At 72.6% G+C, this 12,671-nt stretch carries 13 protein-coding genes and 1 pseudogene; 7 read left to right on the plus strand and 7 right to left on the minus strand.

The genetic code is table 11. The annotated features are described in order from the left end of the window. Positions 1 to 223: 223 nt before the first annotated feature. The 5 genes from DEI91_RS06720 (at position 224) to DEI91_RS06740 (ending at position 5,429) form a co-directional block, all read left to right on the plus strand. On the plus strand, positions 224 to 1,045 hold the full coding sequence (locus DEI91_RS06720; RefSeq protein WP_258374314.1) for a winged helix-turn-helix domain-containing protein: 822 nt from the start codon (positions 224 to 226) through the stop codon (positions 1,043 to 1,045). Between the two features lie 247 nt (positions 1,046 to 1,292). Further along, positions 1,293 to 1,796, plus strand: a complete 504-nt coding sequence (locus DEI91_RS06725) for a MarR family winged helix-turn-helix transcriptional regulator (protein WP_181439512.1) — start codon at positions 1,293 to 1,295, stop codon at positions 1,794 to 1,796. Continuing rightward, positions 1,793 to 3,142, plus strand: coding sequence for a deoxyribodipyrimidine photo-lyase (locus tag DEI91_RS06730; protein WP_111051532.1), 1,350 nt, complete (start codon positions 1,793 to 1,795; stop codon positions 3,140 to 3,142). Before DEI91_RS06725 ends, DEI91_RS06730 begins: the two co-directional genes overlap by 4 nt. After that, entirely contained in the window at positions 3,139 to 4,695 is a 1,557-nt protein-coding gene (locus DEI91_RS06735) for a serine hydrolase (RefSeq protein WP_111051533.1), read from the plus strand. Before DEI91_RS06730 ends, DEI91_RS06735 begins: the two co-directional genes overlap by 4 nt. 92 nt (positions 4,696 to 4,787) lie before the next feature. Then, positions 4,788 to 5,429: a hypothetical protein gene (locus DEI91_RS06740; protein ID WP_146244227.1), complete on the plus strand. Its 642-nt coding sequence runs from the start codon at positions 4,788 to 4,790 to the stop codon at positions 5,427 to 5,429. Between the two features lie 151 nt (positions 5,430 to 5,580). On the opposite strand, the gene DEI91_RS06745 is transcribed toward DEI91_RS06740, so the two are convergent. The 4 genes from DEI91_RS06745 to DEI91_RS06760 all read right to left on the minus strand — a co-directional run bounded on the left by DEI91_RS06745 (position 5,581) and on the right by DEI91_RS06760 (position 9,776). Beyond that, positions 5,581 to 6,195 (minus strand): superoxide dismutase, encoded by a 615-nt coding sequence (locus DEI91_RS06745; RefSeq protein WP_111051535.1) that lies wholly within the window; start codon positions 6,193 to 6,195, stop codon positions 5,581 to 5,583. A 45-nt stretch (positions 6,196 to 6,240) separates the two neighbouring features. Then, positions 6,241 to 6,774: a flavin reductase family protein gene (locus DEI91_RS06750; RefSeq protein ID WP_258374315.1), complete on the minus strand. Its 534-nt coding sequence runs from the start codon at positions 6,772 to 6,774 to the stop codon at positions 6,241 to 6,243. Between the two features lie 166 nt (positions 6,775 to 6,940). Continuing rightward, positions 6,941 to 8,464, minus strand: a complete 1,524-nt coding sequence (locus DEI91_RS06755; RefSeq protein WP_111051536.1) for an MFS transporter — start codon at positions 8,462 to 8,464, stop codon at positions 6,941 to 6,943. Between the two features lie 223 nt (positions 8,465 to 8,687). Continuing rightward, a complete protein-coding gene (locus DEI91_RS06760; protein WP_111051537.1) occupies positions 8,688 to 9,776 on the minus strand; it encodes a Gfo/Idh/MocA family protein in 1,089 nt (362 codons plus the stop codon). A gap of 174 nt (positions 9,777 to 9,950) precedes the next feature. Here DEI91_RS06760 and DEI91_RS06765 point away from each other — a divergent pair, with 174 nt between their 5' ends. Together DEI91_RS06765 and DEI91_RS16225 are read left to right on the plus strand one after the other, a co-directional pair. Continuing rightward, a complete protein-coding gene (locus DEI91_RS06765) occupies positions 9,951 to 10,499 on the plus strand; it encodes a TetR/AcrR family transcriptional regulator (RefSeq protein WP_110824668.1) in 549 nt (182 codons plus the stop codon). Between the two features lie 66 nt (positions 10,500 to 10,565). Next, positions 10,566 to 10,736 (plus strand): hypothetical protein, encoded by a 171-nt coding sequence (locus tag DEI91_RS16225; RefSeq protein ID WP_181431071.1) that lies wholly within the window; start codon positions 10,566 to 10,568, stop codon positions 10,734 to 10,736. An 81-nt stretch (positions 10,737 to 10,817) separates the two neighbouring features. On the opposite strand, the gene ribH is transcribed toward DEI91_RS16225, so the two are convergent. The 3 genes and pseudogenes from ribH to DEI91_RS06780 all read right to left on the minus strand — a co-directional run bounded on the left by ribH (position 10,818) and on the right by DEI91_RS06780 (position 12,639). Then, a complete protein-coding gene (gene ribH, locus DEI91_RS06770) occupies positions 10,818 to 11,297 on the minus strand; it encodes a 6,7-dimethyl-8-ribityllumazine synthase (RefSeq protein ID WP_111051538.1) in 480 nt (159 codons plus the stop codon). A 38-nt stretch (positions 11,298 to 11,335) separates the two neighbouring features. Next, a pseudogene (ribB, locus tag DEI91_RS06775) lies at positions 11,336 to 11,980 on the minus strand (3,4-dihydroxy-2-butanone-4-phosphate synthase); the annotation flags it as partial. Continuing rightward, entirely contained in the window at positions 11,980 to 12,639 is a 660-nt protein-coding gene (locus tag DEI91_RS06780) for a riboflavin synthase (RefSeq protein WP_111051540.1), read from the minus strand. The pseudogene ribB and the gene DEI91_RS06780, both read right to left, overlap by 1 nt. Positions 12,640 to 12,671 lie beyond the last annotated feature (32 nt).

The following is a 12,671-nucleotide window of genomic DNA, read 5'->3' on the forward strand; positions in this document are numbered from 1 at the left end:
TCCCCCGCGACACCACCCCCGTCGCGCGAGCGTGATCCCCCGGTGACGACCCCGTCGACGACGCGCACCACCGTCACGAGGTCGGATCCCGTTCCCCCGGACGAGCCCCGTTCCCGCGCAGGGACCGCAGGGCGCCTCGGCGTACGCCGATCCGGGCCGACGCATTCGACACCGGCCGATGCCCCACCACCCTGGCTCGGCCGCCCCTCCCGGAGACCGCACCATGTCGCTCACCATCACCCAGCCCCGCACCGACCTGACCGACCCCGCCCGTGACCGGACCGCACCGGGCCTCCGGACGGCAGCGCCTGCACCCACCGACCTCGGCAGCGTGACGCCGATCCGAGCACGCCGTGTGCCGACCGCACAGCCTGTCCGTCCCGTGGCCGACGCCACCGCCGTGCCCACCAGCCCCGCCGTCGCGCCGCAGCGCAACCGTGGCCTGCCGGAGGGGACCGAGGCGCGCGGCTTCGCGCTGTACGTCGGGCTCGACGAAGCCGCGGCCGCAGCGGCCGGCACGACCCTGGCGGCCGTCGTGGAGCAGCTGAAGGCCCTGACCGCGCAGCTCGTGCCCTCCGCCGAGACCTACGCCGCGGTCGCCGTCGCCGCGGAGGGGTCCGGCGGACGGGACGTCGACGTGGTCCGGCTGGCGCTGCAGGACCGGTCGGCGGTCGCCGCGCGCAAGCAGACCGAGAAGCCCGAACCGGAGGAGACCGGGGTCGTCATCGACATCTCGCGCAAGCGCGTCGTCCTCGACGGAGAGCCGGCGCCCCTGACGTTCAAGGAGTTCGAGCTGCTGCAGTTCCTCGTCCTCCGCGAAGGACGGACGGTGGACCGCTCGGCGATCATCGAGGGCCTCTGGTCGGCCGGCGACGACGAGACCCCGAACGAACGCACCATCGACGTGCACGTCCGCCGCCTGCGCGCGAAGCTCGGCGCGTTCGAGGAGATCGTCCGCACGGTCCGCGGGGTCGGGTACCGGTTCGACCGGCATGCCGACGTCTCGGTGCGCTACGCGTCCACGCCCTCGCCCGACCTCTTCTGAACCGGCTCTCGTCCGGCGCTCGGGCAACTCGCAGGAACAGCCGGCGTGGCCGCCTTCCCTGGCGTTACCGCTTCGTTATACAGTCGGTGGTGCAGTCGGTGTTTGCTGTGGCATCGGCTGTGGAATGTGATTGCAGGAATCTCCCGGTGCAAGGGAGCGGGCCGGTCGTCCACTCGGACGGCCGGCCCGCGTTCTTCCTCGGTGCCCCTCGGTAGGGTGGGGGTCCACCGACCGGAGGGACACACCCGTGAGCGATCACCGCAGCGAGAAGGCCACAGCGGTGGCGGCGTGGGAGTCCCTGTTCCGGGCCCAGGTCACCGTGATGCGGAACCTCAACGCCGAGTTCCCGACGGCCGAGATCTCGTTCAACGAGTACGACGTCTGTTTCAACCTCTCGACCCAGCCCGGTCGCCGGTGCCGGATGCGCGACCTGACGGGGCACCTCCTCCTGACCCAGCCGAGCGTCAGTCGCCTGGTCGACCGCCTCGCGTCGAAGGGCATCGTCGAGAAACAGCCCGACCCGACCGATGCCCGCGGGGTCATCGTCGCCCTCACCGCGCACGGCTACGACGTCTACCGCGCCGTCGCCGTGCAGCACGCCTCCACCATCGCGGCGCAGGTCGGCGCGGGACTCGACGACACCGAACTGCGGACACTCACCGAGCTCTGCACGAAGCTCCGGGTCGCCACGGCGGCGACACCCGCGACCCGTCGGTCGGTCGCGACGGTGCCGGATCGGGCCTCGGCATGAGCGGCTCGGTCGTCTGGTTGCGCGACGACCTCCGGATCGCCGACAACCCCGCGCTGCGCTCGGCGGTCGACCGCGGAGGCCCCGTCACCGTGGTGTACGTGCTCGACGAGCAGAGCGAGGGGATCCGTCCCCACGGCGCGGCCGCCCGCTGGTGGCTCCACCAGTCCCTGGCCGCGCTCGACGCCGACCTCCGCGCACACGGCACCGCGCTCGTCCTCCGACGGGGTGCAGCGGCCGACGTCATCGCCGACCTCGTCGAGGAGTCCGGTGCGGACGCCGTGTTCTGGAACCGGCGGTACGGCCGGGTCGAGCGGGAGATCGACGCGGGCATCAAGGCCGGCCTCGTCGCCGCGGGCATCGAGGCGCACAGCTCCGCCGGCACCCTGCTCTGGGAGCCGTGGACCGTCCTGACCGGCAAGGGTGAGCCGTTCAAGGTCTTCACGCCGTTCTGGCGCGCCGCGCAGGCGTTGCCGGAGCCGCGGCACCCCTGGCCCGAGCCGGAGACGATCGCCCCGCCGGCGGACGTGACGTCGGACGCGCTCGACGACTGGGCGCTCCTGCCCACCACCCCGGACTGGGCCGGCGGGATGCGGGACGCCTGGACGCCCGGCGAGCACGGCGCCTGGGACCGCATGGAGCGGTTCATCGACGAGGCCCTCGCCGACTACGACCAGCGGGACGAGCCCGCGCAGGCGGCGACGAGCAGCCTCTCCCCCCACCTGCGCTGGGGCGAGATCAGCCCGTACCAGGTCTGGCACCGCCTGCACGAGACCCTCGAACCCGACCAGCGCCGTGCCGCGCCGGCGTTCCTCCGGCAGCTCGCCTGGCGCGAGTTCAACTGGAACGAGTACTTCCACTGCGACGACATCGCCCGGACGAACGTGCGGCGGGAGTTCGACGCGTTCCCGTGGCGGGAGGTGTCCGAGGACGAACTCGACCGGTGGCGTCACGGCACGACCGGGTTCGACCTCGTCGACGCCGGCATGCGCGAGCTCTGGCACACGGGCGCGATGCACAACCGGGTGCGCCTGGCGACGGCGAGCTTCCTCGTGAAGAACATGCTCGTGGACTGGCGCGTCGGTGAGCAGTGGTTCTGGGACACGCTGGTGGACGCCGACGCGGCGAACAACGCGGCCAACTGGCAGTGGGTCGCCGGCTCGGGCTTCGACGCCGCCCCGTACTTCCGCGTGTTCAACCCCGACCGGCAGCTCGAACGCTTCGACCCCCACCGGGAGTACGTGCGCCGGTGGGTGCCTGCCGACGAGGACCGACCGGAGCCGATGCTCGACCTGAAGACGAGTCGGCAGCGGGCACTCGACGCGTACGCCGAGATGCGGCGCGTATGAGGCGGCCGAGCCCGGAGGTGCTCGACGCCGTCGACTCCCTGCACCGGCGGCGGGTGCTGGACGGCACCGCGCCGAGCAGCGTCTGGGGCGTCTTCGACCGGCACGGGCTCGTCGCCTCCGGCGGGCACGGGGACCGCGGTGACGGTGCTGCCCCCGACGCCGACACGGTGTTCCGCATCGCGTCGTGCACGAAGAGCGTCACCGCCGCGACCCTGCTCGGCCTCGTCGCGGACGGCCTGGTGTCCCTCGACGCCCCGATCACCGCGTTCGTGCCGGCGTTCGAGGCGGTCCGGCTGCCCACGGCGGACTCCCCCGTGCCGACCCTCCGCATGCTCCTGACGATGTCCGCGGGCTTCCCCACGGACGACCCGTGGGCGGACCGGCAGGAGTCGATCACCGACCAGGACCTCGACGACGTACTGCGCGCCGGCCTGCTGTTCGACTCCGTGCCGGGCACCGGGTTCGCCTACTCGAACCTCGGGTACGCGCTGCTCGGTCGAGCGGTGTCGTTCGTCGCCGGGGCGCCCTTCCCGACGGTCGCGACGGACCGTGTGCTCCGACCGCTCGGGCTCGACGCCACCGTGTTCGCCGCCGCCGACGCCCGCGGCCACGTCGTCACCGGCCATCGACAGGTCGATGACGGCTGGGAGGCACTCCCGACGACCGGTCCGGGCGCGTTCTCGCCGATCGGCGGCCTGTTCTCGACCGTGCGCGACCTGGCCCGGTGGGGCGGTTGGCTCGCCGCGGCCTTCGCCGACACCGCTGCACCCTTCCCGGTCGCGGGCGATGCCGCCACCGGCGCCGGGCCCCTCACGACGACGGACCGCCGCGCGATGCAGCAGGGGACGCGGATCATCCCGCCCGGAACGCTCCCCGGCTCGACGCGGACCTCGGGCTACGGGTTCGGGCTGTTCGTCGAGCACGACCCCGACGTCGGTCCGATCGTGTCACACTCCGGCGGGTACCCGGGGTTCTCCGCGCACATGCGCTGGTCGACGTCGACCGGACTCGGGGTCGTCGCCTTCGAGAACGCCACGCAGGCGAAGGTGTCCGCGGTCGCGACCCGCGCCCTCGACCTCCTCCTGGCGGACGCCCGGTCGACTGCCGCGACGTCGGTCGTGTCGGTCAGCAGCCCGGTCACCCCGGCGACCGAGCAGCGGGACGACGAGCGGTCACCGGGCAGCGAACCCGTCCTGCCGGCAACACGTGCTGCGCAGCGTTCGGTGACCCGTCTGCTGACGGACTGGTCCGACGCAGCGGCTGCGGCGATCTGTGCCGAGAACGTCCCGATGGACATCCCCTGGACGCGTCGTCGGGTGGCGATCGCCGACGCGCTCGGATCCGTCGGCGCCGACCTGTCGGCTCCGCCGGTGGCCGAGCGGTCCGGTGCCCCCACGCACCTGCGCTGGTGGGTGCCGGGCGCTCGAGGCCGGCTCCGCGTGGAGATCCGTCTCGCTCCGCTCGCGTCCGGGCTCGTCCAGACCCTCGTCGTCCGTGCCGAACCGGCCCTGACGTCCCCCGCGTCGACGACGCCCCCGGAGCACCTGGCCTGATCGAGCGGAGCCATCCCGTCAGCTGTCCGGTAACATGCTGCATGTCCGCTCGTGTGGCGGTCGTCAGCCTGTTCCTCGCTCGGGAGAGACCCATGCCTCGTCAACCGGACCCGTCCCTGAAGCCGGCGATCGTCGCGAAGGTCACGGAGCACCTGCGCGGGACCTGTCTCGAGGACGTGTCCGTCCGGAGCCTCGGCCGTGTCCTCGGGACGAGCGCGTACCCGATCGTCTACCACTTCGGGTCGCGGGACGGCCTCATCGACGCCGTGGTCGAGCACCTCAGCCGGCACGCCGGCCGCGTGCACCTCGACCCGGACGCCGACGAACAGGCGTTGACGAGGTACCTGGTCGCCGTCTTCGGCGGCCTGGACGACCCGGACCGGTTCCTCGCGGCGCGGCTGACGTTCGAGCTCGGCGCCGTGGAACCCCTGACGGGTCACGACCGCCACCGCTGCCAGCACCGGGCGCAGATCGAGACCCTCGCGGCCTGGTGTCGGGCGCGGGGAGCAGACGCCTGCACGGCGCTGCGCGCCGCGCAGGCGGCGGTCCTCGCCTGTCGTGGCGCGCAGTGGGGCGCCGTCCTCGACGGCGACGTCACCCCTGTGGAGGGGACGCTCCGGGACGTCGCCCGGCGCCTGGCCGCCGAGATCGGCGCCGCCTGCCCCGCGGACGTCCGCGACGACCCGGCCGGTGTCGTCCCGGTCGCGTCCGAGCTCGGCGTGAGCGACCGCTGACGAACGTCCGGTGTGCTGGTGGACGACGGACGGGAGGCCCGGTACCAGCTGGTACCGGGCCTCCCGTCCGTCCGTGGACCGCGTTCCGCGACCCGCGCCGTCACGCGAGCACGGGGCTCACGAGGTCTCGGCGCTCACCATCGCATGGGGCTCAGAGCGTGACGAAGCTCTGCGACTTGGCGTTCTCGAAACGGGCGGCGACGTTCTCCCAGTCGACGATGTTCCACACGGCCTTCACGTAGTCCGCCTTGACGTTGAGGTAGTCGAGGTAGAAGGCGTGCTCCCACATGTCGAGCATGAAGATCGGGACGAGGCCGAACGGGATGTTGCCCTGCTGGTCGAACAGCTGGAAGGTGGTCAGCTTCTGGCCGACGACGTCCCAGGCCAGGACGGACCATCCGGAGCCCTGGATGCCGTTGGCGACCGCGGCGAACTGCGCCTGGAACTTCTCGAACGAGCCGAAGAACTCGTCGATCGCGCTCGCGAGCTCGCCCTCCGGGACCTTCGTGTCCGGGCCGAGGTTGGTCCAGAAGATCGAGTGGTTGACGTGGCCACCGAGGTGGAACGCGAGGTCCTTCTCGAGCTTGTTGACGTTCGCGAAGTTGCCGGACTCGCGCGCCTCGCCGAGCTGCTGCAGCGCGGTGTTGGCACCGGTCACGTAGGCCTGGTGGTGCTTGTCGTGGTGCAGCTGCATGATCTTGCCGCTGATGTGCGGCTCGAGGGCGGCGTAGTCGTAGGGGAGCTCGGGCAGGGTGTACTCAGCCATGTGCGGTCCTTTCGATCGGTGATGTGCGGTGCGGGGTCCCGCGGCTCACGAGAGCCGGGAACGATCGGTCAGGGAGTGGAATTCCCGGTTGTGGTAGACCAGCGGCTCACCGCGGTCGAGACCGACGACGATGTCGAGCACCTCGGCGACGACGACGGTCGAACTGCCGATCGGGGTCGTCGACAGCGGCCGACAGCGCAGGGCGCTCGCAGCGTCGGGCAGGTAGCGGTCGCCGCTCGGCAGCGCCCCCCAGATCGGGTCGTCCGCGGCGGGGCTGCCGGTCGAGGCGAAGCGCTTGGCCAGCGCGACCCCGCGGGCGTCCATGAGGTGCACCACGAAGAGCGGGGCCCCGAGGACGACCCCGGCGGACCCGGAGTTCGTGGACAGCGAGAAGACGAGGACGGGTGGGTCGACCGCGACGGAGGCGACGCTCGAGGCGGTGAGCCCGGTCGGTCCGTCCGGGCCCTCCGCGGTGATGACCGCGACGCCCGCGGGGTGTCCACGGAAGGCCGCCTTGTAGGCGGCGGCCATGTCGGCCTGGGGGACGTCTGCCTGCGGGAGATCGGCGGCGTCGGGCATGTCAGTCGTGGTCGTTCCTCGTTCGTGGGGACGGCCGCGGTCGTCGCGGCCACCTCCCAACGTAGGACCTGCGGCATGGTGCGGGTCCATGATTCACAGGTTCGGCCCATCCCGGGCGTGCCGTCCCGCCGTCGAGCACGCCCTGGTCGGCACGCCGGCTGTCGGCTCAGTGACGCCGGAGCATCACGACCGCGCCCGCCGCCGCGACGAGCATGAGCGCCGCGGCGACCCCGGCCGTCGTGGTGACGCCGGAGTCGAACGCCGCCCGCGCGGACTCGAGCAGGGCTTGACCCGCCGGTCCGCCGAGCTCGGCTGCAGCGGCGACCGCCCCGCCGAGGGTCTCCCCCGCCGCGGTGTGTGCGGTGGACGACAGTCCGTCGGGGACGACGACGTTCGCCCGGTACGCCGACGCGAGGATGGTGCCGAGCACGGCGGTCCCGAGCACGGCGCCGATCTCGTACGCGGTCTCCGAGATCGCGGATGCCGCTCCGGCCTTGTCCGCCGGCGCCGTCGAGATGATGAGGTCGTTCGTGACCGTCTCGGACGCGCCGATGCCGATGCCGAGCAGCACGAACGCGAACGCCAGCGCAGCGATCGTCGCGTGGTGGCCGAGCCCCGCCACGAGGGCGTACGCCACCGCGGAGAACAGCAGGGACACCGAGACGACCCAGCGCGGTGCGACCCGGGCGACGACCGGCACGACGACGAGCCCGGCGACGATGGTGAGCACCGCACCCGGCACGAGGACCAAGCCGCTGGCGAACGGGTCCAGCCCAGCGACGAGCTGCAGGTGCTGGGCGATGAAGAACAGGAAGCCGGTGAGCGAGAACATCGCGGCCATGTTCATGAGCACGCTGCCGGTGAAGGCCGTGCTGCGGAAGAGCCGCATGTCGAGCATGGGCGTCCGGGTGCGGAGCTGCCGTCGGACGAACGCGATGCCGCAGAGCACGCCGACCGCGACCATGGCGACGGCCAGCCCGCGCTCCTCCGGGTGCACGAGCGACTTGATGGCCCAGACGAGCGGGCCGAGCGCACCGAGGGAGAGCAGCATGCTCGGGACGTCCACGGGACCGGGCTCGGGGTCGCGGGACTCCGGCACGCAGAACGGCACGGCGACGAGCATGACGACGAGGATCGGCACGGCGACGAGGAACACGCTGCCCCAGTGGAAGTGCGCGAGCAGGACGCCGCCGACGAGCGGCCCGAGGGCATTGCCGGCGGCGAACATGGTCGACCAGACGGCGAGCGCGAGGCGCCGCTCCCCCGCGTCCGGGAAGACGTTCCGGATGATGGAGAGCGTGGCGGGCATGAGCATCGCGCCGAACACGCCCATCGCGAGCCGGGCGGCGACGAGCATCCAGGCCTCGGTCGCGAACGCGGCGGCCGCGGAGAGCACCGCGAACCCGGTCGCGCCGACCACGAGGATCCGACGGCGTCCGATGCGGTCCCCGATGCTGCCCATGACGACGAGCAGACCGGCGAGGACGAGCGGGTACGCGTCGACGATCCAGAGCTGCGTGGTCGCGTCGGGGTGCAGCGCGCGGGCGATGGAGGGCAACGCGAAGCTCAGGACGGTGTTGTCGACCGAGATGAGCAGCACCGGCAACATGAGCACCGCGAGCGCGGCGAACCGCGAAGTGCGGCTCGCGGTCACCCGGGTGGCGACGGGGCTGGTGAGCAGTGCGGACATGGCGGACTCCAGGACTTCGAGCGTGTCGCGCCGCTGGCCCTCCCGGGCCGGGGCAGACGAGACGGGACGCGGAAGTCGTCACGCGTCCCGTCAGGGTCCCGTTAGTGTACCGTCCGGACGGTCACGGTTGCAAATGCAACCAATCGCGGCCTGGAGGCGCTGCTCCCGCCCGATCCGGGCCTCCCGCCCGGCGCACGGCTGCGTCGGACGGGTCAGCGTCCCGTCAGCGCGCGCCGGCCGGGGAGGACCCGGCAGGACGCGCCTCGAACGGGTAGCGCAGCCCGATCGCTGCACGCCAGCGGTCGAGGGTCCGCGCCGTCGCCAGGGTCTCGTCCGTCGTCATCTGCGGAGCGTCGACGCGGCCGGCGCGGAGGGCGTCGACGGTGGCCGCGGCTTCGAGCCCGTAGGGCGCTGCGTCCGGGAAGGACCGCTCCTCGGGCGCCGCGTCGACGGTCTGGACGACGATGACCGGTTCCCCGCCGATGGTCCACGGGTCCCGGAGCGTGATGGTGCCCCGGCTCCCGTGCACGACGACGGCGTTCGGGTCCTCGACGCGGATGCCGGTGCGGAGGCTCGCGGTGATCCCCGATGCGTAGGTCGCGCTCGCCACCGTCCACTCGTCGACGCCGGTCGGTCCGATCGTCCCCGTGGCGGTGAGCTCCACCGGCTCGGCGACGGCGGTCCCGGTGGCGGCCTGCACGATCGCCGCGGTCATCGTCACCGGGTAGCACCCGACGTCGAGGATGCCGCCGCCGGCGGTGTCGACGTCGAACAGGCGCCCGGAGCGCTCCTCGACCCGGAATGCGAACGCGGCGTCGACGTGCGTGACCGTGCCGACCACGCCGTCCCGGACGAGGTCGAGCAGCGCCGCCGTCTGCGGGTGGAAGCGGTACATGAAGGCCTCGACGAGCGGCAGCCCCGCCCGACGCGCGGCGTCGACGAGCGTCGCGGTCGTGTCGTGGTCCGGCGTGAGCGGCTTCTCGCACAGCACGGCCTTGCCGGCCCGTAGCGCTGCGAGGACGAGGTCGGCGTGCCCGGTGTGCACGGTCGCGATGTACACGGCGTCGACACGGGGGTCGGCGAGGACCTCGTCGTAGGTGCCGGCGGTCACGTCCGCGAAGCCGTGCCCCCCGGCCTCGGCGGCGAACGCCCGGGCACGCTCGACGGAGGAACTCCCTGCGGCGACGAGCACACCGTCGCTCGCGGACAACTGGGCCAGGAAGCGTCGGGCGATGTCGCCCGGACCGAGGACGGCCCATCCGGGGCTCGCGGGCGGGGTGGTGCTCGGGGTGGTCGCGGTCTGCGCTGACATGCGGCTCCTGTTCGTCGGTGACCTCGACGGTCTCGGTGAGGCTAGCCCGCGCGGCTCCTGTTCGTCGGTGACCTCGACGGTCTCGGTGAGGCTAGCCCGCGCGGCACCGGCACGGCCACGACACCTCGCCGTCACCGGACGCCGTGGAGGGCCGGGGGTCCCTAGACTCAGCGCATGGCCAGTGCTCGCGACCGCGTCCTCGACAGCTTCGTCGCCATCGTGTGCGAGGAGGGCGAACGTCCCGCGACGCTCGACGCCGTCGCCGCACGCGCGGGTGTCTCGAAGGGCGGACTCCTGTACCACTTCGGGTCGAAGGCCGCGCTGGTCGAGGGGTTGTGCGAGCGACTCGCGGACCTCTCCGCACTCGACGTCGAGCGCATGCGCGCGGCCGAGGACGGACCGGCCCGGTACTTCGTGGAGAACTGCCAGTTCGTCGGCAGCGAGCTCGACCTCGCGCTGTTGGCCGCGTCCCGCCTCCAGCAGGCCGGGTACGAGGAAGCCGGTCGGACCCTCGACGAGACCGAGAACGCGTGGCTCGCCACCCTCGTCGACGCCCTCGGCGACGTGCCCACCGCGCAGGCCGTCAAACTGCTCGGTGACGGGCTCTACCACGCGGCGTCACTCGGGGCTGCGAGCGAGGTCCGACCGGACCGCGGCACCGTCGACATGGCCGCCCTGCTCGAGGTCGTCGACCGCCTGATCGCGACGAAACCGTCCCGGTGAACGGTCGCGCCCGGTCCTGGGGATAGACTGAGGACGATCCACCCGCTGATTCCCGGAGGTACCACCGTGGGCCGCGTCCTCGCCGCTGTTTTCTCGATCCTGCTGCTGCTGGTGTCGATGTACCTGTTCGGGTTCGCGTTCCAGGTCGACTCCGGCCAAGGCTTCGTGTTCGTCGCCGGTGTGCTCCTGATGAGCCTCTCGTTCTTCCTGCCGATCCACGTCTTCGGCAAGCGGTAGTCACCTCCCGCACGCAGGACGGCCCCGCACCTGACCGGTGCGGGGCCGTTCTGCGTGCGGTGCCTCGTCCGCAGGGTGGGTCTAGGCCCGGGCGCGCAGGCTGCGCAGGGTGACCGCCGTGGTGACGGCGGCGTGCGCGGCCTCGGCACCCTTGTCCTCCTTCGACCCGGGCAGCCCGGCGCGGTCGATGCCCTGCTGCTCGTCGTCGAGGGTGAGCACGCCGAAGCCGACGGGCTTGCCGGTGTCGATCGCGACCCGGGTCAAGCCGCTCGTCGCCGCGTCGGACACGTACTCAAAGTGCGGGGTCCCGCCCCGGATGATGACCCCGAGGGCGACCACGGCGTCGAAGCCCGACTCGAGGGCGACCTTCGCGACGACCGGGAGCTCGAAGCTGCCCGGGACCGGTACGACCTCTGCCGAGGCGCCGAGGCGCTCGATCTCGCGCTCCGCTCCGGCGAGCAGCCCGCCCGCGATCACGTCGTGCCACTGCCCGGCGACGATCGCGACCCGGATGCCGCTGCCGTCGACGTGCTCGCGCTCCGCCGCTCCTGCTCCGCTCATGCGTGGTTCCCTTCGGTGTGGGCGGCGTCGGCCGTCCGGTCGGCCGCGTCCAGCCAAGCTGCCAACGCGGCGATGGTGATGACGGGCACGCCCTCGCGTGCCCCGAGGGCGACGAGCTGCGGGAGGCGCATCATGTCCCCGCGCTCGTCGACGATCTCGCAGATCGCCGCGGCCGGCCGCAGCCCCGCGGCCGTGACGAGGTCGATCGCGGCCTCGGTGTGTCCTGCGCGCTCCCGGACCCCGCCCGGTCGGGCACGGAGCGGGACGATGTGCCCGGGGCGGTGCAGGTCCTCCCGCACGGAGCCCGGGTCGGCGAGCACCCGGAGCGTCCGGGCCCGGTCGTGTGCGCTGATGCCCGTGGTGACCCCGACGGCAGCGTCCACGGTCACTGTGTAGGCCGTGCCGCGGACGTCCTCGTTGTGCTCGACCATCGGCGGCAGGTCGAGGGCGTCGGCGATCACGGCACTGACCGGGGCGCAGATGAAGCCGGACGAGTGCGCCACCGTCCAGGCGATCCACTCCGGGGACGCGAGCTCTGCAGCGAGGACGACGTCCCCCTCGTTCTCGCGGCGCTCGTCGTCGGCGACGATGACCGGCCGTCCGGTGGCGATCGCGGCGAGGGCGTCCTCGACGGTGGACAGCCCGGTGGTGTCAGTCGTGGTGGGGGCGGTCTCGGCGGCCATCACCGGGCCTCCGTCGCGGAGCCGACCGCGGTCGGGGTACCGGCAGCCGCGTCGAGGCGCAGCATGCGGCGGACGTGTCGCGCCAGGACGTCGGTCTCGACGTTGACCCGGTCGCCGGGCGTCCGTGCGCCGAGGGTCGTCGCGGCGAGCGTCTCGGGGATGAGACTGACCTCGAACCAGGCGGCGTCGGGCGCGACCGACTCCGGGGACACCGCACTGACGGTGAGCGAGACACCGTCGATCGCGATCGAGCCCTTGTCGACCACGAGCGGGCTCAGCTCCGGCGTCAGGGCGAACCGCACCCGTCGCCATCCGTCGCCGTCGTCGGTCGCGAGCACCGTCGCCGTGCCGTCGATGTGCCCCTGCACGATGTGCCCGCCGAGCCGGTCCCCCACCGAAGCAGCTCGCTCCAGGTTGACGCGGTCGCCGGCTCGGAGCGACCCGTGCGCGCTCATGTCGAGCGTCTGTCTCATGACGAACGCCGTGAAGGTCTCCGGGGTCTGCTCGACCACGGTCAGGCAGACGCCCGAGACCGAGATCGAGTCGCCGTGCCGTGCGTCGGAGACGACGAGCGGACCGCGGACGGTCAGGGCGACGGAGTCGCCGCGCTCGTCGACGGCGGTGACGGTGCCGAGTTCCTCGATGATGCCGGTGAACACTGGTGTCCTCTCAACGGGACTCCGGGTGCGCG

Origin of the sequence: Curtobacterium sp. MCBD17_032 (assembly GCF_003234855.1) — a bacterium.
In the GTDB taxonomy this organism is placed as follows: domain Bacteria; phylum Actinomycetota; class Actinomycetes; order Actinomycetales; family Microbacteriaceae; genus Curtobacterium.

What these genes read in the sequence shown, in the direction of transcription:
- DEI91_RS06765 (WP_110824668.1), top strand. Translation starts at nt 9,951, where the DNA reads ATGGCCAGTGCTCGCGACCGCGTCCTCGACAGCTTCGTCGCCATCGTG.
- DEI91_RS06755 (WP_111051536.1), bottom strand. Translation starts at nt 8,464, where the DNA reads ATGTCCGCACTGCTCACCAGCCCCGTCGCCACCCGGGTGACCGCGAGC.
- ribH (WP_111051538.1), bottom strand. Translation starts at nt 11,297, where the DNA reads ATGAGCGGAGCAGGAGCGGCGGAGCGCGAGCACGTCGACGGCAGCGGC.
- DEI91_RS06745 (WP_111051535.1), bottom strand. Translation starts at nt 6,195, where the DNA reads ATGGCTGAGTACACCCTGCCCGAGCTCCCCTACGACTACGCCGCCCTC.
- DEI91_RS06750 (WP_258374315.1), bottom strand. Translation starts at nt 6,774, where the DNA reads ATGCCCGACGCCGCCGATCTCCCGCAGGCAGACGTCCCCCAGGCCGAC.
- DEI91_RS06735 (WP_111051533.1), top strand. Translation starts at nt 3,139, where the DNA reads ATGAGGCGGCCGAGCCCGGAGGTGCTCGACGCCGTCGACTCCCTGCAC.
- DEI91_RS06720 (WP_258374314.1), top strand. Translation starts at nt 224, where the DNA reads ATGTCGCTCACCATCACCCAGCCCCGCACCGACCTGACCGACCCCGCC.
- DEI91_RS06760 (WP_111051537.1), bottom strand. Translation starts at nt 9,776, where the DNA reads ATGTCAGCGCAGACCGCGACCACCCCGAGCACCACCCCGCCCGCGAGC.
- DEI91_RS06740 (WP_146244227.1), top strand. Translation starts at nt 4,788, where the DNA reads ATGCCTCGTCAACCGGACCCGTCCCTGAAGCCGGCGATCGTCGCGAAG.
- DEI91_RS06730 (WP_111051532.1), top strand. Translation starts at nt 1,793, where the DNA reads ATGAGCGGCTCGGTCGTCTGGTTGCGCGACGACCTCCGGATCGCCGAC.